This window comes from Bradyrhizobium sp. S3.7.6 (assembly GCF_054061875.1).
The window spans coordinates 8,372,658-8,390,876 of sequence record NZ_JBSSEQ010000001.1 but is presented as its reverse complement, the minus strand read 5'-3'; the positions used below and the strand labels follow the sequence as shown (position 1 = coordinate 8,390,876).

Here is an 18,219-nt window from a genome sequence, read left to right as displayed (position 1 = left end):
CCTCGGCGGGACGCAGCCTCTCACCCCACCCTCTCCCCGTCAGAACGGGGTGAGGGAGCGAAAGAGCGTTCGTCCCTAACACCTGCGTCAGAATCTGGCGCGTTTGTAAGTTGAAGGTGCCTGTCCCTTCCTCTCATCTGATCCTCCTCGCGCGGCAGAAAGATCGCCGCGCAGCACGGAGGATGCTTCGATGGACAACAGGCTTCTCAAAGGCGTCACTGCGGTGACGCTCGCCGCAATGATGGCGCTCGCTTCACCTGTGCTTGCCCGTGGCGGCGGCGGCGGCGGCGGTGGCGGTGGCGGAGGCCACGGCGGTGGCGGCTTCGGCGGTGGCGGACATGGCGGCTTTGGCGGTGGTGGACACTTCGGTGGCGGCGGAATGCATGCGGGTGGCTTCGGCGGCGGTATGCACGTCGGCGGTATGGGTGGCGGCGGCATGCGATTTGGCGGCATCGGCGGTGCTCGTTTCGGTGGCGCCCGCTTCGTCGGCTCGCCAATGAATGCCCGCGCCGCCATCGGGCCGCGCTTTGCCGGTGCACCATTAGCGACCCGCGCCGCTTTCGGCCCGCGGTTTGCTGGCCCGGGCTGGCACGGCAGGCCGTTCATTGGCCGCCATGCCTTCTTCCACCGTCACCGCTTCAACCGGTTCGCTTTCGTCGGCGCGCCGTTCTTCTATGCCAACTATGCCAACTATTACGACGATGGTTGCTGGCGCAGGAGCTTGACGCCCTATGGATGGCAATGGGTCAATGTGTGCGGAGACTATTGGTAGTCGCATCGCGGTACCGCACCATTGTCGCGATCGCCACCGGGCGGTTCCGCTCAGCCCCGGAACGGGATAGTCTGGTGGCGATCGTCGCGCGGAGTTTTGCATGACCGGAGGTCACCGCCGCATTCTGGTCGTCGAGGACGATCCGGAAACCGCAGGCCAGCTCGTCGAGGAGCTCACCACCTCGGGCTACGACGTCGATCTTGCCGCGACGGGTCGTGAAGCCCTGAGCCACGGCGTCGCCCGCGACTATGCCGTGATCACCATCGACCGCATGCTGCCCGACATCGATGGCATCGCCGTGATGCGCCAGTTGCGCGACGACGGCATCGCCGCACCCTTCCTGATCATCTCCGCGCTCGGCGAGGTCGACGACCGCGTGCGCGGTTTGCGCGCCGGCGGCGATGACTATCTCGTCAAGCCGTTCTCCTTCGTCGAGCTGCTGGCGCGCCTCGAGGCGCTCGGCCGCCGCAGCGAGACCGTCGCCAAGGAAACCATCCTGCGGGTCGGCGATCTCGCCATCGACCTGATCGCGCGCAACGCCAGCCGGCGCGGCCGGAAAATTCCGCTGCTGCCGCGCGAGTTCCAGCTGCTCGAATATCTCGTCCGCAACGAAGGCCGCGTCGTCTCCCGGGCGATGCTGCTCCAGCATGTCTGGGATCTGCACTTCGATCCCTCCACCAACATCATCGACGTCTATGTCGGGCGGGTCCGCCGCAAGGTCGACGATGCCCAGGCCTATCCGCTGATCCATACGATCCGCGGCATCGGATATTGCATCCGTGCTCCTGGCTAAGACGCTCCGCTCCTCCACCTTCCGTCTGGCACTGATCGCGATCGCGGCGTTCGGCCTGATCGTCGCGGCGATCATGGCCTATGTCTATTTCGGCACGATCGCCTATGTGCAGGGCCGGGTCGGCGACGCCGGCGATCACAGCGGCTTCACCGCGATGATCGAGCTCGCGATGGTCGCCGTCGCCGTGCTGCTGGCCGTGCTGGCCGGGGTCGCGGCCGTGCTGGTGACGCGGCGCACGGTCGGACGGATCGAGGAGATCAATGCGACCAGTCGCGCCATCATGCTGTCGGGGCTCGACCGGCGCATTCCCTTGCGCGGCAGTCACGACGAGTGGGAACCGCGTCGCCGAAAATCTCAACCAGATGCTCGACCGCATCGAGACGCTGATGGGCGAGGTCAAGCAGGTCAGCGACAACGTCGCCCACGATCTGCGCACGCCGCTGACACGCATGCGCGGCCGGCTGGAAAAGGCCTATCACACCCCGCGCAATGGCGAGGCCGATGCGACGCTGATTGGCGATACCATCGCCGATCTCGACGCCGTGCTCGGCATGTTCGCTTCCATCACCCGGATCTCGGAGATCGAGACCCGCGCCCGCCGGAGCGCGTTTCGCACGCTGAGCCTCACCGAGATTGCCGGCGAGGTCGTCGAGCTCTACGACGCCGCGGCCGAGCAGGTCGCGACCCGCCTCAGCCTTGAGGGCGACCGCGAGGTTGCGATTACGGGGGACCGCGACCTGCTGTTCGACGCCATCGCCAATCTCGTCGACAACGCGATCAAGCACGGCCGCGCGGGCGGGCAGGTCACCGTGACCTGTCGCAGTGCCGGCGGCGGAGCGGTGATCGCGATCGCCGACGATGGTCCGGGCATTCCCACCGAAGAGCGCGATCACGTGTTCAAGCGCTTCTACCGGCTCGAACAGAGTCGTTACACGCCGGGCAACGGTCTGGGCTTGAGCCTGGTCGCGGCCGTTGCCGGTCTCCATGGCGCCGAGATTGCACTGCACGACAATGCGCCGGGCCTCACGGTCCGGCTCAGCTTCCCGGCGACACCAGCGCGATAGGAGCTGACGGCGTCATAGCTCGATCACGCCGCGGCGTGCCGCATGCGCGACCGCGTCGGTGCGGCCGGTGGCATCCAGCTTATCGAGCAGCGAACCGACGTGGAATTTGACCGTGTGCACGGAAATGCCGAGCTGGCGCGCGATCAGCTTGTTGGACGCGCCTTCCGCCATCAGCGCCAGGACATCGAGCTCGCGCTGCGTCAGCGCGATGTCGTCCGGCATGCTGCGCGGATCGCGGGCCATGACCGTCGCCGTGGCGGCCTCGCCGGGCGCGGCGAGCCGAAGCCCGGCGATGTTGCCGAGCAAGACCGCCAGGCGATCGGCGAGGGCGGGATCGTCGATCTCCAGGGCGAGCACGATCTCGGGCGCGTTGTCCTCGCTCACGCCTCCGGCCTCTCGCCGATCGTGACCTTGAAGCTGACTGGCTCGCCGCCGCGGCGCACCGCGACATCGACCACCGTGCCGACGCTCGCAGGTCCCAGCGTCCGCGACAGCGCACGCACGCCGGAGAGCTTCTGGCCGTTGACCGCCACGATGACGTCGCCCTGGCGGATGCCGGCCGCAGCCGAAGGACCGGCCTTGTCGACATTCATCACCATCGCACCGATGCCATCGTCGAGCCGCACCGGCTGGAGCCCGAGGCCGAGATATCCGCGGGCGATGCGACCGCGCGCCTCGAGCTGTGCCGCGACCCGCTCGATTGTCGCCGTCGGGATCACCAGGACCCGCCGCGGCCCGAGCACGGCCATGCCGAAGGCGTCGCCTGTTGCGTCGAGTGCGAGCCCGCCTTGCTGCGCGAAGCGCAGGCGCACGTCGAGCTCGATACGCGCATCGATGTCGCCGCCGCGCAAGGAGCGCCAGCTCTTGCCGGACAGTGATACCATGCCGAGCGCCGCGCTCGGCGCATCGCGATCGGTGGCGACGACGACCGACAGCGTGCCGAGGGGCGGAACGGTCGCGGCCAGCTTGACCGGCGCAAGACTGGCATCGGTGCGCAACAGCGCGATGTCGGTCGTATGGTCGCGGCCGACGATTGTGGCGGCAGCATTGCTGCCGTCGGGGAGGCTGATCTGGATATCGCCCTCGTCGGCCAGCGCTTCGTCGGCAGTGACGATCAAGCCGGGTTTCCAGACGAAGCCGGTGGCGCGGGAGCGATGCGAATGCACGGCGACGACGGACGGCGCGGTGCGCGCCACGACATCCGCGAGCGCGGACGAAAGGGACGACAGAGGAGTGGGGTCGGTCATGGAAGGCTCCTGTAGATTATCCTCAATCTGGGATGTCGCGGGCGATTGCGAAACTGGCCGGGTGGCCAGGACAGACGGGGCGGACCGGCCTCCGCAGGGCCGCGGCCGACGAACATGTGATTGGGACGCCTTCACGGGAACGTGTAGCAATCCAGGAATTGCACTGTACGACCTCCAGCGTTTCCAGCGAGCCCCGACCGATGACCGTCGACCTCACCCGCCGCACCCTGCTTCAACTCGCCGGTGCGACCTCGCTCGCGATGGCGGCCGCCGCCGCCGCTCGGGCCGAGGGCATGCCGCAAGGCGGCGGGCCGACCTATGCCAGCCGCACGCCGATGCGGGTGGGCATGGTGACGCTCCGGGTCAAGAACCTCGACAAGGTCGCGGACTACTATCGCGACGTGATCGGGCTCACCGTGATGGAGCGCTCCGCGACCGCCGCGACGCTCGGCACGGCCGGCATCACGCTGCTCGTGCTGGAAGCCCGTCCCGAGGCCGCGATCGAGCCGCGCAACGCCGCGGGCCTCTACCACACCGCCTTCCTGATGCCGTCGCGCAAAGATCTCGCGCGCTGGCTGGTGCACGCCGCCTCGCATCGCGTGAAGCTGTCGGGCTTTGCCGATCATCTCGTCAGTGAATCCGTCTATCTCGACGACCCCGAAGGCAACGGCATCGAGGTCTATGCCGACCGCGATCCCTCGCAATGGCAGTGGAGCGAGGGCAGCGTGAAGATGGCGAGCGACGAGCTCAACATCCCTGACCTCTTGTCGCTGACCAACACGCGCGTGGCAGACTACGCCAAGGCGCCGGACGGTCTGCGCGTCGGCCACATGCATCTGCGTGTCGGCGATCTCGCCGAGGCCGAACGGTTCTATCACGGCACGGTCGGCCTCGATCCGACCCGCCGCCGTGGCGGCGCCGCGTTCCTGTCGTCGGGCCGCTATCACCATCACCTCGGCATGAACGTCTGGCAGAGCCAGGGGGCCGGCCAACGTGACGATCAGACGACGGGGCTTGCCTGGTTCTCGCTGGTGATGGCGAAGCAGGACATTCTCGCCGCGCAGGAGGAACGCCTGCGCAAAGGCGGTGCGCAGGTCACAGCGCTCGCCAACGGTCTGGAGGCCGTCGATCCCTGGGGCACGCGGGTGCGCCTGATCAGGGTTTGATCGCTAGCGCGGGCATTGCTATGACCGGTCAGGCGCTAGCCAATTTTCCGGGGTTCAGCCTGACATGCCCGATTTTCACGGCGTCTTTCCCTATCTCGTTTCGCCCGTCGATGCCGATGGCACGGTGCGCACCGAAGTCCTCGGCAAGCTCTGCGACGATTTGATCGGCGCAGGCGTGCACGGGCTGACGCCGCTGGGTTCGACTGGCGAGTTCGCCTATCTCAATGCCGCGCAACGCACCGCGATCGTGCAGACCACCATCGAGGCCGCGAAGGGCCGCGTGCCGGTTGTGGCCGGCGTCGCCTCCACCGCGACGGCGGACGCAGTGGCGCAGGCGAGGGCCTATCAGAGGCTCGGCGCCAACGGCATCCTGGCGATCCTGGAAGCGTACTTTCCGCTCGCCGACGCCCAGGTCGAATCCTACTTCCGCAGCATCGCGGATGCCGTCGACATCCCCGTCGTCATCTACACCAATCCGCAATTCCAGCGCTCCGACCTCACCCTCGACATCATCGCGCGCCTCGCTGAACATCCGCGCATCGGCTACATCAAGGACGCCTCGACCAATACCGGCCGGCTGCTCTCGATCATGAACCGCTGCGGCGATGCCTTGCGCGTGTTCTCGGCTTCCGCCCATATCCCGGCGGCGGTGATGCTGATCGGCGGGCTCGGCTGGATGGCGGGACCGGCCTGCATCATCCCGCGCCAGAGCGTCGCGCTCTACGACCTCTGCAAGGCCGGCCGCTGGGACGAGGCCATGGCGCTCCAACGCAGACTGTGGCGGATCAACGAGGCTTTCGCCCGCTTCAACCTCGCCGCCTGCATCAAGGCGGGCTTGGCGATCCAGGGCTACGACGTCGGCGATCCCGTCCCGCCGCAGGCCGCGCTGACCGTGGAGGCGCGCAAGGTCGTGGAAGCGGCGTTGAGGGAGCTTTCTCCGTAGCAGTGCCTTTCGGTGGGCAAAGCGTAGCGTGCCCACCATCCCGATCATCCGTTGAGAGATGGTGGGCACGGCGCAAGCGCGCCTTTGCCCACCCTACGGAATCGCGGATTTGCGAGACGGCATGCCGAAATCGTGGATATCCCGCCCAAAACCGCGGCTGGTATGCCTCCGATCGATCCGCTAAAAGGCTGCCCGCAGTTTCGAAAAGACCCTGAGGACCCCACGGAATGAACATTCTTCCCGGCAATTTGCGTTTCGGAGCGGGCCAGCCCGTCAAGCGTTTGGAAGACCAGCGGCTGCTCACCGGGAAGGGGCAGTTCATCGACGACAAGCCGGAGGAAGGCGCGCTGTGGTTGCATGTGCTGCGCTCGCCGCATGCCCACGCGAAGATCGTCTCGATCGACACCGGCGCTGCGGCATCGATGCCGGGCGTCACCGCGATCTACACCGGCGCTGACCTCGTCAAGGACGATATCGGCACCATTCCGACCCTGAGCATCTTCAAGCGCCCCGACGGCAAGCCGATGACGGTGCCGCCGCGCCGCCTGCTCGCCCATGAGATCGTCCGCTACGCCGGCGAAGCGATTGCGGCGGTGGTGGCCGCCTCTCGTGCGGAAGCGCAAAGCGCGGCCGAAGCGATCGTGATCGAATACGACGTGCAGCCCGCGGTGGTCGATCCTGTCGAGGCGGTCAAGCCCGGCGCGCCCGTGGTATGGCCCGAGGCGCCCGACAACATCGTCGGCGCGATGAGCTATGGCGATGCCGCCAAGGCGGACGAAGCGTTTGCCAAGGCTGCGCATACGGTCGAGCTCGACATCGTCAGCCAGCGTCTGGTGCCCTCCGCGATGGAGCCGCGCTCGACCATTGCCGAGATTGACAAGAAGACCGGCCGCCTCCTCCTGCATGTGCAGTCGCAGACGCCGGCCTCGACCCGCGACGTGCTGGCGGAAGCCGTGCTCAAGCGCCCCAAGGACAGCGTCCGCGTGCTGGTCGGCGACATCGGCGGCGGCTTTGGCCAGAAGACCAACCTCTATCCCGAGGATGGCATCGTCGCCTATGCCGCAACCAAGCTGAACAGGAAGATCCGCTGGCGCGGCGACCGCACCGACGAATTCGTCGGCGGCACCCATGGCCGCGATCTCACCTCGACGGCCTCCTTCGCGCTCGACGAGAAGGGCAAGGTGCTGGCCTATCGCGTCAAGTCGATCGGCTGCACCGGCGCGTACTCCTCGGGCGCGGCGAACATCATCCCTCTGGTGCTCGGGCCGTTCGTGCAGACCGGCGTCTACGATTTGCCGCTGGTGCATTTCGAGGTGCAGTCGGTGATGACCCACACCGCGCCGGTCGGCGCCTATCGCGGCGCGGGCCGGCCTGAAGCGGTGTTCATCGTCGAGCGTCTGTTCGACGCCGCCGCGCGAAAGATCGGCATGGATCCGCGTGCGATCCGTAAGGCGAACTACATCAAGCCGACGCAGCTGCCCTACACCAACGCTGCGGGCCAGGTTTACGATTCCGGCGCCTTCGCGCACATGCTCGATCGCGCCGTGAAGCTTGCGGATTGGGACGGCTTTGCCGCGCGCAAGAAGGCGGCGAAGAAGAAGGGCCTGCTCTACGGCCGCGGGCTCACGTCCTACATCGAATGGACCGGCGGCCGCGCCCACACCGAGAAGGTCAGCCTGCATGCGACGTCGCAGGGCCGCGTCGTGCTGCATTCCGGCACCATGGCGATGGGGCAGGGGCTGCAGACCACCTATACCCAGATGATCTCCGACACGCTCGGCATTGCCATGGACAAGATCGACGTCGTCCAGGGTGACACTGATCTTGCGATGGGCTTCGGCAGCGTCGGCTCGCGCTCGCTGTTCGTCGGCGGCACGGCCGTGGCAGTTTCCTCCAACGACCTGATTCAGAAGGCGCGCGAGAAGGCGGCCAACGTGCTCGAGACCTCGGTCGAGGATATCGAATATCAGGGCGGCATGCTCACCGTGGTCGGCACCGACCGCCGCATCAGCCTGTTCGATCTCGCCGAGAAGGAGGGCGGCGCCAAGCTCAGCGTCGATTCCGAAGGTGAGGTCGATGGCCCAAGCTGGCCGAACGGCACGCATATCTGCGAGGTCGAGATCGACCCGGAGACCGGCGTGTCCAAGGTCGTGCGCTACACCACCGTCGACGACGTCGGTGTCGCCGTGAACCCGATGCTGGTCACCGGCCAGATCCATGGCGGCGTCGCGCAGGGCATTGGACAAGCGCTGTACGAGGGCGTGTCCTACGATGAGGACGGCCAGCTCCTCACCGCGAGCTACCAGGACTATTGCATCCCCCGTGCTGACGACGTTCCGCCGATCGAGGTCACGCTCGACGACTCCGCGCCCTGCCGCACCAATCCGCTCGGCGCCAAGGGCTGCGGCGAATCCGGCGCCATCGGCGGCCCGCCCTGCGTCACCAACGGCGTGATGGACGCACTCGCCGAGCTCGGCATCACCCAGCTCAACACGCCGCTGACGCCGCAGAAGATCTGGAAGGCGATCCGGGACGCGAAGGTGGCGGGTTAGCGGAAGGCGTTGTTGCGCTAGCTGCCGCCTCATACCCAACTGTCGTCCCGGGGCGCGCAACGCGCGAACCCGGGACCCATAACCACAGGACGTTGTTTGACGAAGACTCGTGGTGACCAGCTCGCGCCATAACCTCACCCCGTGGTTATGGGTCCCGGATCTGCGCTTCGCTTCGCTGCGCTTGTCCGGGACGACAGCGGAGAATGCCGCGCCAGCTCTGGCTAAATCCCCACGCCCTCAAATCCCCAGCATCATCTTCGCGATGATGTCGCGCTGGATCTCCGAGGTGCCGCCGAAGATCGTGTAGGCGCGGCCGTTGAGATATTCCGGCACCACCGTCAGCATCTCCTCAGGCGTCGCCGGCGCGTGGTTGAGCTTGTAGAGCGGGCGCATCGGCTCGACCGCGAGGGCGTCGTGGCCGATCACGTCGGCCCCCAGCCGCGTCACGGCCTGCCGGATCTCGCTGTTGCGCAGCTTCAGGATCGACGACACCGCGCCGGGATTTTGCCCGGTCTGAAGTGCGGAGAGCACGCGCAGCTCGGTCATCTCCAGCGCGTCGATGTCGATTTCGACCTCGGAGATGCGCACGGCGATATCCGGGCTGTCGATCGCGCGGCCGGTCAGGTCCGACTCGGCCAGCTCCGCGATCGCCTTCAGTCCCTCGCGCAGCTTCGCTGACGCAATGCCGGAGCCCCGCTCGAACTCGAGCAGATACTTGCCGTAGGTCCAGCCCTTGCCTTCCTCGCCGACGCGATTGGCCACGGGCACACGCACGTCGTCGAAGAACACCTGGTTGACCTCGTGGTCGCCGCCGATGGTCAGGATCGGGCGCGTGGTGATGCCCGGCGTTGTCATGTCGATGAGAATAAAACTGATGCCGTCCTGCTGCCGCGGTCCGTCGCTGGTGCGCACCAGCGCGAACATGCGGTTGGCGTGGTGGGCATGCGTGGTCCAGATTTTCGTGCCGTTGATGATGTAGTCGTCGCCGTCGCGCACCGCGCGCGTCTTCAGCGACGAGAGATCGGAGCCGGAGCCCGGCTCGGAATAGCCCTGGCACCAATAATCCTCGCCGGAGAGAATGCGCGGTAGATAAAAGTTCTTCTGCTCGGGCGAACCGAAGCCGATGATAACAGGCCCGACCATCTTCACGCCCATCACGTTGACATTGGGCACGCCGGCCCGAGCGCTTTCGGTCTCGAAAATCCAGCGCTGCGCCGGCGTCCAGTCCGGACCGCCATATTCGACCGGCCAGCCCGGTGCGCCCCAGCCCTGCCGGTGCAGCGCGCGCTGCCAGGCCATGCCGATATCAGGATCGGAGAACACCGACGGCGTCAGCGCGGTTGCGCGCTTCATCTCCTCGGTGAGATTCTTGGCGATGAAGCCGCGCACCTCGTCCTGGAAAGCGCGCTCCTCGGTGTTGAACGAGAGGTCCATGATGCGCTCCTTGTGTCAGGCCGTGCGGCCAAGCTGGGCGTGGCGGCTGTAATGGTGCGCGCTGCCGCCGAACAGCGTGTCGAAGGCGACCAGCCGCTTGAAATAGGCGCCGACCTCGAGCTCCTCGGTGACGCCCATGCCGCCATGAAGCTGGATCGACTGCTCGCCGACGAAGCGCGCGCATTTGCCGATCTTCGCTTTCGCACCGGAGGCGGCCCGCGCGCGCTCGATCGGCGGGCTGTCCACCTTCAGCGCGGCGCGCAGCGCCATCGAGCGCGCCTCGTCGACCTGCATTGCCATGTCGGCGAGGCGGTGGCGGATCACCTGGTTGGCTGAGAGCGGCCGGCCGAACTGCTTTCGGATCTTGGTGTATTCCAGCGTGGTGTCGAGCAGCGTCTGCATGAGGCCGACGGCTTCGGCACCTAACGCAGCCATGGCGCGATCGATGGCCCATTCGATCGCGGGCAGGGCGTCATGTCCGTCGCCGAGCAGGGCATCCTCCGGCAGCTCGACGCCGGACAGCTCGATATTGCAGGCCCGTCCGCCGCCGAGACGCTCGTAGTCGCTGATGGCGAGGCTCGGTGTCTTTGCCGGCACCAGGAACAGGCCGATCCGCCCCGACGGTCCCTGATGGTCGTGGACATGCGCGGATACGATGATCTCGTCGGCGGCGTGGCCCTCGAGCACCGCGATCTTGCTGCCGGCAAGACGCCAGCCTTGCGCCGTCTTGTGGGCGACGGTCGCGACCTTTGCGAGATCGAACCGCGCCGTGCGCTCGGAATGGGCAAAGGCGAGCTTCAGCGATCCATCCGCGACCTTCGGCAGCCTCGCCTGCTTCTGCGCGGTGCTGCCGCATTTGTCGATGAGCGAGGCTCCAAGCACCACCGTTGCAACATACGGTTCCGACACCAACCCGCGGCCGAAGGCTTCCATCAGAATGCCGATCTCGACCGCGCCGCCACCGAGCCCGTCAAACTCTTCCGCGATCGGCAGTGCCAGCCAACCAAGCTCGGCGAACTGCTTCCACACCGCAGGGCTGAAGCCGGACGGATCGTTCGCCATTTTGCGGCGATGATCGGCGTCGTAGCTCTCGGCCACGAAGCGTTCCGCGCTTTCGCGCAGCAGCCGTTGCTCGTCACTCAGATTGAGGTCCATGTCGTTACTCCGCGGCCGCCGGCGGCTTGCGCACGGAGGGATGCAGTCCGGATGGATCGACCACCATGCCGAACTCCTGAAGGTTATGGGCGTGACAGAGCTGATGCAGCGCAAAGGCCTGGTCGATCGCGGCGGGCTGGCCCATCACATCGACCGAGCGGTTCACGGCTTCCTTGGTCAGCTTCAGCGCGAAGGACGGCTTTGATGCGATCCGGCGCGCCAGCTCCAGCACCGACGCTGAAAGCTCCGCGCGCGGCACGACCCGGTTGACCATGCCGAGCTGATGCGCCTCCTGCGCACTCCATGCGTCGGCCGTGAACAAAAACTCCTTGGCCTTGCGCGGTCCGAGCTCCCAGGGATGCACGAACCATTCGACCCCACAGACGCCCATGGTCACCACGGGATCGCAGAACTGCGCATCGTCGCTGGCGACGATGAGGTCACAGGCCCAGGCCAGCATCAGCCCGCCGGCAATGCACTTGCCGTGCACCTCGGCAATGGTCGGCTTGGCGAGGTTGCGCCAACGCCGCGTGATCTGGAGATAGATTTCCTGTTCGCGCGCGAAGCGGCCATGCGCGTTCGCCTCCGCGAAGCCGCCCCAATTTCCGATCGGCGGAAAATCGACACCTGCGGCGTTCTTGCCGCCGGGGCGCAGATCGTGGCCCGATGAGAAATGCGGCCCGTTGCCGGCGAGGATGATCACCTTGACCGCGTCGTCCTGCACCGCCTCGTCGAAGGCGGCGTTGAGGTCGTAGGTCATCTGCAGGTTCTGCGCGTTGCGCGCCTCGGGCCGGTTCATCACGATCCGGGCAATCGCCGGCTCGGGCCTCTCCACGAGGATGGTCTCGAACGAGCTCATCGCGTTCCCCTTGGCGTTTCCGTTCTTGTTTTGCTCAAGTTGACTATGTCGGCCAGGGATAGGCAAGGGGCTTGCGTCAGTCGGTTGCTTTTCGCGCCGCCGGCACAAGATGTCTGGCACCCCGCGCGTTCAATCTGATAGTTTACGCCAGATTTCACCGGGAGGAATTTGATGCGCAAGATCCTGACCGTGCTGGCGGCTCTGGCCTCGCTGAGCCTGACCAACTGCGGCTACAACGCCATCCAGAGCGAGGACGAGCAGATCAAGGGCAACTGGTCCGAGGTCGTGAACCAGTATCAGCGCCGAGCCGATCTCGTGCCCAATCTCGTCAACTCGGTGAAGGGTTTTGCGCAGCAGGAGAAGGACGTGCTGCTCGGCGTCACCAATGCGCGCGCCAAGGTCGGCAGCATCCAGGCGACGCCTGAGGTGCTGAACGACCCCGCCGCCTTCCAGAAGTTCCAGGCCGCCCAGGGCGAGCTCTCCAGCGCGCTGTCACGTCTCTTGGTCGTCACCGAGAACTATCCGCAGCTCAAGTCCGATGCGCTGTTCAAGGATTTGATGTCGCAGCTCGAAGGCACCGAGAACCGCATCACGGTCGCGCGCAACCGCTACATCAAGGCGGTGCAGGACTATAACGTCACCATTCGCTCCTTCCCGAGCAACCTCACCGCGATGATGTTCGGCTACAAGGAGAAGCCGAATTTCGCGGTCGAGAACGAAAAGGAGATCTCGACCGCGCCGAAGGTCGATTTCAACCCGGCGCCCGCGCCGTCGAAGTAGCTGCGCGCCGTTTTGCGAATGCGCCCAGCCCCACCCACCGCCGTCATTCCCCGCGAAGGCGGGGAATCCAGTACGCCGCAGCTTCTCCGTAATCCGCCGGCGTCTCTGGAATACTGGATCGCCCGGTCAAGCCGGGCGATGACAGCGAGGTTGTGGCAAGCGATAGCCGTATTCGTACTCCTCCTCGCCTTCAATTTCCCCGCCTTGGCCGATGTCGCCGTGCCGCAACTCACAGGTCGCGTGGTCGACCAGACCGGCACGCTCTCCAGCGCCGACGTCGCCGCGCTGTCGCAAAAGCTGCGAGACTTCGAGACTCGAAAAGGCAGCCAGGTCGCCGTCCTGATCGTGCCGACCACGCAGCCGGAGACGATCGAGCAGTTTTCCATCCGCGTTGCCGACGCCTGGAAGGTCGGCCGCAAGAAGGTGGACGACGGCGCGATCCTCGTCGTCGCCAAGAACGACCGGCATTTGCGCATCGAGGTCGGCTACGGCCTCGAGGGCGCGCTCACCGACGTCACCTCGCGGCGGATCATCGACGAGATCATCACGCCGAAATTCAGGACGGGCGATTTCGGCGGCGGCATCTCGGATGGTGTCGATCGCATGATCCGCGTGATCGACGGGGAGCCGCTGCCAGTACCTTCGCCGACTGTGAATTTCGGTAATCTGGATGATATCGCGCCGCTGTTCATCGTGACGCTGTTCGCCTCGATCGGGGTCGGCGGCTTCTTCCGGGCCATGCTGGGGCGGCTGCTTGGCTCCTTGGCGACCGGCTGCATCATCGCGGCGCTGACCTGGCTCATTCTCGGGTCCTTTGCAATCGCGCTCGCGCTCGGAGCGCTGGGCTTCGTCATCGGCTTCATCGCCGATCTGTTTGCGGCGATGGCGCCAGCCACGAGATCGTCGCGCGGCGGCTCGTGGTCGAGCGGCTCTTCGGGAGGCGGCTGGAGCAGCGGATCGTCGTCCAGCGACGGCGGCAGCTTCAGCGGCGGTGGCGGCAGTTTTGGCGGCGGCGGCGCCTCGGGGAGCTGGTAGCGGTCATGAGCATGAAGCGCATTGCCAGACATCTCGTGCAGCATCATTGGCGGGCGAAGCAAATCTTCCCGCCAAAGGTGCTCGCCCGCATCGAGCAGGCGATCAAGCAGGGTGAGAGCACACATTCCGGCCAGGTCCGCTTCGTCGTCGAAGGCGCGCTCGACGGGCGACCGCTGTTCCGCAACCAGCCGGCCCGTGAGCGTGCGCTCGACGTGTTCTCTCACTTGCGCATCTGGGATACCGCGCACAACAACGGCGTCCTGATCTATCTCCTGCTCGCCGATCGCGACGTCGAGATCGTTGCCGACCGCGGCATTCACGCGAAGGTCGGTGCCGAGGGCTGGGAGAACATCTGCCGCGCGATGGAGGCCGAGTTCGCCTCCGGCCAGTTCGAGCGCGGCGTGATCGGCGGCATCGCGGCGGTGTCGCGCGAGCTGTCGCGACATTTCCCGCCGCAGGGCCCGCATGCGAACGAGCTGCCGGATGCGCCGGTCGTGATGTGACGGATAGTGATTGGGAGCCGGCGGGTGCGGCGCGCTCCGTCATTGCGAGGAGCTCTCGCGACGAAGCAATCCAGACGGCGGCTTTGGAAAGATTCTGGATTGCTTCGCTGTGCTCGCAATGACGGTGTGGAGGCACCCATTCCGCGGCCGTTCATCTTCCCCGGCTTACAATTTGTTTCACGCCCGCCACACCGGTTCCACGTTCCCGGCCCAATTCGGCCCCGGATGACTTCCTAAAATTTCGGTAAGCGGGTCCCGAAGTAAGGATTTCGCAAGCAATGAAAGTTACCAAAAGGTCAATCCAGAGTGGAGTATTCGAACTGTGAGCGAACCAATGGCTGAGCAGGCTGCCCAGGATACGAGCGTCGAAGCCGCGGTGACCGCGCCGCAGGCCGTCGAGGCTGCCGGCATCGAGGCTCCCTCGATTGCGCCCGACCATGAAGCGCCGCCCAAAGCTGATCCGGTGAAGGCTGAAGCCCCCAAGGTCGAGCCGCCCAAGGTCGAGGTGCCGAAGTTCGAAACCAGGGCCGAGACCAAGCCCGAGCCAAAGCCCGGCAAGCTCATCGTCATGGCACCGTCGGAGCGCTCCTGGGAGCGCGAAGAGTTTGCCCCGCATGTGAAGGCGGACGAGCCGCGCGAGACCGGCGGCAAGCGCCGCCTGTCGGCGATGGCCGCGGTGGTGGCGATTGCGGCCAGCGTCGGCGCCATCAGCGGCGCGCTCGCGACTGCGGGCATGATGCACTTCGCGGCCCCGGCCCCCGCGCCGGTGCAGGTCGCCGACACCAGCGCGCTGGAATCCTCGGTTGCCCGGATCGATGCCGATGTCGTCGCACTGAAGGCGAATGTCGAGCACACCTCCAAGACTGGCCTCAGCCAGTTCAACCGGTCCAATGACCGCCTCGACAAGCTCGAGAAGGCCCAGGCCGAGCCGATGGCCAAAATCGCAAAGCTGTCCGAGACCGTCGACAAGCTCCGCGCCACGCCGCCCGCGGCCCCCGCGCAGGCCGCGGCTGCCGCCGCGAAGGAGACCACCGGCTCGATCGCGCCGACCCAGGTTGCGACCGCAGCCGCTGCACCGGTTCCGGCCCCTGCCGCGCCCAAGACCGAGGTCGGCCGGTTGCCGACGATCGACGGCTGGGTTCTGCGGGACGTTGCCAATGGCGGCGCGCTGATCGAGGGCCGCGGCGGCCTCTACGAGGTCTATGCCGGTGACCCCATCCCCGGAATTGGCCGCGTCGATGCGATCCGCCGTCAGGACGGCCGCTGGGTCGTCGTCACCAGCAAGGGCCTGATCGTCGCACGCTGAGCGTTCGATCTCCGCTCTTCAAAGAGGCGCTTCACCACCATGTGAGGCGCCTTTTGACTTGAATAGGCCGGCTTACGCGGTGTTACTGAAGGCATGAGCCGCGCGTTGCGAATTCTCGTTGCTGCCGCCGTCTTGCTTGGCGGGACTGCTTCGCTTTTCGCAGCGGAGAACGCGCCGTTGACGCGCGGCACGGCGATCATCGATCCCGATCTGCTCCGCAAGCTCGACCAGAACGATTCGCTCACGATCTCGCGCCTGCTATGGCCGGAGCGGAACGCAAACGTTCCGCTGACGACCGATTTGCTGTTCTCGTCGCTGTCGCAGCTCAAGGGAATTCCACCCGCGATCGACGCGGAGTTCGACCGCTACATCATCAGGCAGAAGGCGGCGTACCCGACCGAGACCATCGGCGTCGGTGAAGGCTTTGACGTGCAGCTGTTCGATCGGGCCAATCTCAAATCGCGCGACACCCGCTTCGTGCTGGCCGGCATCGTCAATCGCATGGACCGCGCCTATGTCTCGGAGGAGGCGTGCGGCGAGATCAGGCTGATCTATCGGCTGGTGCGTTTCGAGAGTAAGCCGGAAGGTGGCAAGACCGCAACGCGTCTGCCGATGACGTTCAATCTGGTGATGAAGGCACGCGATGCGCGCCAGACCGATGCGAGCGGCAAGCCTGTTACCTGCGCCGAGGTCGCGCGGCGCTGGCTCGACAATGGCGACTGGCAGGGGCTGATCGGCAGCGGCATCTCCCCTTCCGACGCCATGCTCGACCGCATCGAGACCAATATCCAGATCTCCATCGCGCCGAAATCGGCACTGCACGATTTCCGCTCCGACTATCTGCTCAAGGTGTTCAAGTATAACGCCGCGACGAAGACGTTCGAGGAATCGACGCTGGAGAACCAGATCGATCGCGACCGCATCCTCGCCGACGACGATCTTCGACGTGACTTCAAGGCCTGGCTGCTTGCGCCGGAAAATCTCCGCGAGTTCGATCGCGGCACGGTGCTGATCCCCGAGAAATTCCTGGCCAAGGCCGCGGTGGTGCCGACGCCGGCGGGCCTCGATGCTTCGCCGTTGCAGCCGGAGTTCGGCATGGTGCAAGGGGAGGACAGGGACAGCAACAAGGGCGAGCCCGTCTTCAACGACAACGACGTGGTCGGCGCGCTGAAGCAGGCGGCGGCGCGTGGCATCGACATGCAGAACATCCGCTCGGTCGCGGGCTTCCAGCGCCGCCTCAACGACGTCACCTGCGGCGGCTGCCACCAGACCCGCGGCATCGGCGGCTTCCATTTCCCCGGCGTCGACTGGCTGGCGGACAAGCCGTCGAACTCCACCATCGTGCCGGCCTCGCCGCACTTCTTCGGCGACCAGGTCCGCCGCCGCGACATCCTCACCGCATTCGCCGCGGGAAAACGCCCTGATTTCTCACGCGGATTTGCCAGCCGGCCGCAGACCCGCGGCAGCGGCGAGCTGGCCGGCACCGAATATCAGGATGGCTGGGGTGCCCATTGTTCCCTGCAAAATGCGGGATCGGGAGCGTCGGATAAGAGTTTTACGTCATGGAGCTGTGCTAAAGGTCTCACCTGTCAGGCTGCCGCGGCATCGAGCCGCATCGGCATGTGCTTCATCAAGACGCGTTAGCGCGTGATCCGAAACAGCGTGTAGCGGTTTTTCGAAAGGATCACGCGCCAGATAAAGCCCGCAACCGATTTGGATGACCCATGACTGAGACCAGCGACGCCGATAAGGAGCGCAATCGCGAGATCGCGCGCAATGAGGAAGCCAAGCAGGTCACCGGCAGCATCCGCGTCAGCACCTGGGCGGTCGCGGTGGTCGTCATCGTCGGCGGGATTCTGTTCACGCTGGGCTGGCTGGCACTGCGGGGTTAGTGCCAGCGCCCTCACTTCGCGTAATTCGTCATCCGCTTGCCGGGCAAGAGCTCATAGGCCGGCTTCCAGCCGGGCAGCGCGGCCATGCGGCCGAGCCAGGCGTGAATGGCAGGGTGGCTCGCCGCGAAATCAAAGCCGTGCTCGTCGCTCGGATAGTGCAGGTAGGCCATCATCGAGATATCGGCGATCGTCGGCTTCGCCCCGATCGCAAAGGCATTATGCTGGAGATGTCCGTCGAGAATGCCGAGGAAGTCCTCGAGCCGCCGGCGAAAATGCTTCAGCACCTGCGGATCGTTTTTCTCAGTGAACGCCCGCATGAAGCGATAGGTCGCCATGTAGCCGGTGAGCTTGTGGTTGTCCCAGAACAGCCAGCGCAGCAGCTCGAACTTTTCCTCCTCGGTCTCCGCGCCGAAACGGCCGTACTGCTCGGCAAGCTTGAGCAGGAGCGGTGCGGTCTGCGTCATCTTCACGCCGTCGACCTCGAGCACGGGATTCTCGCCCATCGCGTTCACGGCCTTGCGCCATTCCGCCGTGCGCGTGACGCCGCCGCCAAAATCGGTCCACACCGGCTCGAACGTCTCGCCGCAAAGCGTCAGCATCAACGCCAGCTTGTAGCTGTTGCCGGATTCCGGGAAGTAGTGCAGGCGGTAGCTGGGCATGGGACCTCGCGGCGCGGGAGCTTTGCCGATCGTTATACCGGGATGCTTCCACGCCGTCA

At 65.9% G+C, this 18,219-nt stretch carries 17 protein-coding genes and 1 pseudogene; 12 read left to right on the top strand and 6 right to left on the bottom strand.

All coding sequences use genetic code 11. The features are described 5' to 3' along the window. The first annotated feature begins 190 nt into the window (after nucleotides 1-190). From ACVJ5M_RS40465 to ACVJ5M_RS40455, 3 genes and pseudogenes are all read left to right on the top strand, one after another. Nucleotides 191-772, top strand: coding sequence for a hypothetical protein (locus ACVJ5M_RS40465; protein WP_354099894.1), 582 nt, complete (start codon nucleotides 191-193; stop codon nucleotides 770-772). 100 nt (nucleotides 773-872) lie between these two features. Continuing rightward, the gene (locus ACVJ5M_RS40460; RefSeq protein WP_063985457.1) at nucleotides 873-1,565 is read left to right on the top strand and encodes a response regulator transcription factor; all 693 of its coding nucleotides are present in this window, start codon (nucleotides 873-875) and stop codon (nucleotides 1,563-1,565) included. Further along, nucleotides 1,552-2,629 (top strand): annotated as a pseudogene (locus tag ACVJ5M_RS40455) (sensor histidine kinase). The gene ACVJ5M_RS40460 and the pseudogene ACVJ5M_RS40455 overlap by 14 nt, the downstream one beginning before the upstream one ends. Before the next feature lie 12 nt (nucleotides 2,630-2,641). On the opposite strand, the gene ACVJ5M_RS40450 reads toward ACVJ5M_RS40455, so the two are convergent. Continuing rightward, nucleotides 2,642-3,013, bottom strand: coding sequence for a response regulator transcription factor (locus ACVJ5M_RS40450; RefSeq protein WP_063985455.1), 372 nt, complete (start codon nucleotides 3,011-3,013; stop codon nucleotides 2,642-2,644). Further along, on the bottom strand, nucleotides 3,010-3,876 hold the full coding sequence (locus tag ACVJ5M_RS40445) for a S1C family serine protease (RefSeq protein WP_063985454.1): 867 nt from the start codon (nucleotides 3,874-3,876) through the stop codon (nucleotides 3,010-3,012). The genes ACVJ5M_RS40450 and ACVJ5M_RS40445 overlap by 4 nt, the downstream gene beginning before the upstream one ends. A gap of 200 nt (nucleotides 3,877-4,076) precedes the next feature. On the opposite strand from ACVJ5M_RS40445, the gene ACVJ5M_RS40440 reads away from it, so the two are divergent. The 3 genes from ACVJ5M_RS40440 (at nucleotide 4,077) to ACVJ5M_RS40430 (ending at nucleotide 8,537) form a co-directional block, all read left to right on the top strand. Then, nucleotides 4,077-5,042, top strand: a complete 966-nt coding sequence (locus ACVJ5M_RS40440) for a VOC family protein (protein ID WP_063985453.1) — start codon at nucleotides 4,077-4,079, stop codon at nucleotides 5,040-5,042. Nucleotides 5,043-5,106: 64 nt separating this feature from the next. Next, nucleotides 5,107-5,985: a dihydrodipicolinate synthase family protein gene (locus ACVJ5M_RS40435; RefSeq protein WP_063985452.1), complete on the top strand. Its 879-nt coding sequence runs from the start codon at nucleotides 5,107-5,109 to the stop codon at nucleotides 5,983-5,985. 227 nt (nucleotides 5,986-6,212) lie between these two features. Next, the gene (locus ACVJ5M_RS40430) at nucleotides 6,213-8,537 is read left to right on the top strand and encodes a xanthine dehydrogenase family protein molybdopterin-binding subunit (protein ID WP_063985451.1); all 2,325 of its coding nucleotides are present in this window, start codon (nucleotides 6,213-6,215) and stop codon (nucleotides 8,535-8,537) included. A 237-nt stretch (nucleotides 8,538-8,774) separates the two neighbouring features. Here ACVJ5M_RS40430 and ACVJ5M_RS40425 read toward each other — a convergent pair whose 3' ends face one another. From ACVJ5M_RS40425 to ACVJ5M_RS40415, 3 genes are read right to left on the bottom strand one after another with little or no spacing between them, the layout of a single operon-like run. Beyond that, a complete protein-coding gene (locus ACVJ5M_RS40425) occupies nucleotides 8,775-9,971 on the bottom strand; it encodes an acyl-CoA dehydrogenase family protein (RefSeq protein ID WP_063985450.1) in 1,197 nt (398 codons plus the stop codon). A 15-nt stretch (nucleotides 9,972-9,986) separates the two neighbouring features. Further along, the gene (locus tag ACVJ5M_RS40420) at nucleotides 9,987-11,126 is read right to left on the bottom strand and encodes an acyl-CoA dehydrogenase family protein (protein ID WP_063985449.1); all 1,140 of its coding nucleotides are present in this window, start codon (nucleotides 11,124-11,126) and stop codon (nucleotides 9,987-9,989) included. Nucleotides 11,127-11,130: 4 nt separating this feature from the next. Next, the gene (locus ACVJ5M_RS40415) at nucleotides 11,131-11,985 is read right to left on the bottom strand and encodes an enoyl-CoA hydratase (protein ID WP_063985448.1); all 855 of its coding nucleotides are present in this window, start codon (nucleotides 11,983-11,985) and stop codon (nucleotides 11,131-11,133) included. 171 nt (nucleotides 11,986-12,156) lie between these two features. Between ACVJ5M_RS40415 and ACVJ5M_RS40410 the strand changes: the two genes are divergently transcribed. From ACVJ5M_RS40410 to ACVJ5M_RS40385, 6 genes are all read left to right on the top strand, one after another. Beyond that, on the top strand, nucleotides 12,157-12,765 hold the full coding sequence (locus ACVJ5M_RS40410; RefSeq protein ID WP_063985447.1) for a LemA family protein: 609 nt from the start codon (nucleotides 12,157-12,159) through the stop codon (nucleotides 12,763-12,765). Nucleotides 12,766-12,903: 138 nt separating this feature from the next. Further along, a complete protein-coding gene (locus ACVJ5M_RS40405) occupies nucleotides 12,904-13,800 on the top strand; it encodes a TPM domain-containing protein (RefSeq protein ID WP_354099892.1) in 897 nt (298 codons plus the stop codon). Between the two features lie 5 nt (nucleotides 13,801-13,805). After that, nucleotides 13,806-14,303, top strand: a complete 498-nt coding sequence (locus ACVJ5M_RS40400) for a TPM domain-containing protein (protein ID WP_063985445.1) — start codon at nucleotides 13,806-13,808, stop codon at nucleotides 14,301-14,303. A 334-nt stretch (nucleotides 14,304-14,637) separates the two neighbouring features. Further along, a complete protein-coding gene (locus ACVJ5M_RS40395) occupies nucleotides 14,638-15,609 on the top strand; it encodes a hypothetical protein (protein ID WP_063985444.1) in 972 nt (323 codons plus the stop codon). Nucleotides 15,610-15,702: 93 nt separating this feature from the next. Further along, the gene (locus ACVJ5M_RS40390; protein ID WP_231143620.1) at nucleotides 15,703-17,253 is read left to right on the top strand and encodes a hypothetical protein; all 1,551 of its coding nucleotides are present in this window, start codon (nucleotides 15,703-15,705) and stop codon (nucleotides 17,251-17,253) included. A gap of 80 nt (nucleotides 17,254-17,333) precedes the next feature. After that, a complete protein-coding gene (locus ACVJ5M_RS40385; RefSeq protein WP_014492272.1) occupies nucleotides 17,334-17,501 on the top strand; it encodes a hypothetical protein in 168 nt (55 codons plus the stop codon). 11 nt (nucleotides 17,502-17,512) lie between these two features. Here ACVJ5M_RS40385 and ACVJ5M_RS40380 read toward each other — a convergent pair whose 3' ends face one another. Next, a complete protein-coding gene (locus tag ACVJ5M_RS40380; RefSeq protein WP_354099891.1) occupies nucleotides 17,513-18,160 on the bottom strand; it encodes a glutathione S-transferase family protein in 648 nt (215 codons plus the stop codon). Between the last annotated feature and the right edge of the window lie 59 nt (nucleotides 18,161-18,219).

Excerpts from the sequence above, each read along its gene's own strand:
- ACVJ5M_RS40420 (WP_063985449.1), bottom strand. The coding sequence starts at position 11,126 with ATGGACCTCAATCTGAGTGACGAGCAACGGCTGCTGCGCGAAAGCGCG.
- ACVJ5M_RS40435 (WP_063985452.1), top strand. The coding sequence starts at position 5,107 with ATGCCCGATTTTCACGGCGTCTTTCCCTATCTCGTTTCGCCCGTCGAT.
- ACVJ5M_RS40425 (WP_063985450.1), bottom strand. The coding sequence starts at position 9,971 with ATGGACCTCTCGTTCAACACCGAGGAGCGCGCTTTCCAGGACGAGGTG.
- ACVJ5M_RS40400 (WP_063985445.1), top strand. The coding sequence starts at position 13,806 with ATGAGCATGAAGCGCATTGCCAGACATCTCGTGCAGCATCATTGGCGG.
- ACVJ5M_RS40390 (WP_231143620.1), top strand. The coding sequence starts at position 15,703 with ATGAGCCGCGCGTTGCGAATTCTCGTTGCTGCCGCCGTCTTGCTTGGC.
- ACVJ5M_RS40380 (WP_354099891.1), bottom strand. The coding sequence starts at position 18,160 with ATGCCCAGCTACCGCCTGCACTACTTCCCGGAATCCGGCAACAGCTAC.
- ACVJ5M_RS40410 (WP_063985447.1), top strand. The coding sequence starts at position 12,157 with ATGCGCAAGATCCTGACCGTGCTGGCGGCTCTGGCCTCGCTGAGCCTG.
- ACVJ5M_RS40385 (WP_014492272.1), top strand. The coding sequence starts at position 17,334 with ATGACTGAGACCAGCGACGCCGATAAGGAGCGCAATCGCGAGATCGCG.
- ACVJ5M_RS40460 (WP_063985457.1), top strand. The coding sequence starts at position 873 with ATGACCGGAGGTCACCGCCGCATTCTGGTCGTCGAGGACGATCCGGAA.
- ACVJ5M_RS40440 (WP_063985453.1), top strand. The coding sequence starts at position 4,077 with ATGACCGTCGACCTCACCCGCCGCACCCTGCTTCAACTCGCCGGTGCG.
- ACVJ5M_RS40395 (WP_063985444.1), top strand. The coding sequence starts at position 14,638 with ATGGCTGAGCAGGCTGCCCAGGATACGAGCGTCGAAGCCGCGGTGACC.
- ACVJ5M_RS40465 (WP_354099894.1), top strand. The coding sequence starts at position 191 with ATGGACAACAGGCTTCTCAAAGGCGTCACTGCGGTGACGCTCGCCGCA.
- ACVJ5M_RS40405 (WP_354099892.1), top strand. The coding sequence starts at position 12,904 with ATGACAGCGAGGTTGTGGCAAGCGATAGCCGTATTCGTACTCCTCCTC.
- ACVJ5M_RS40445 (WP_063985454.1), bottom strand. The coding sequence starts at position 3,876 with ATGACCGACCCCACTCCTCTGTCGTCCCTTTCGTCCGCGCTCGCGGAT.
- ACVJ5M_RS40430 (WP_063985451.1), top strand. The coding sequence starts at position 6,213 with ATGAACATTCTTCCCGGCAATTTGCGTTTCGGAGCGGGCCAGCCCGTC.
- ACVJ5M_RS40415 (WP_063985448.1), bottom strand. The coding sequence starts at position 11,985 with ATGAGCTCGTTCGAGACCATCCTCGTGGAGAGGCCCGAGCCGGCGATT.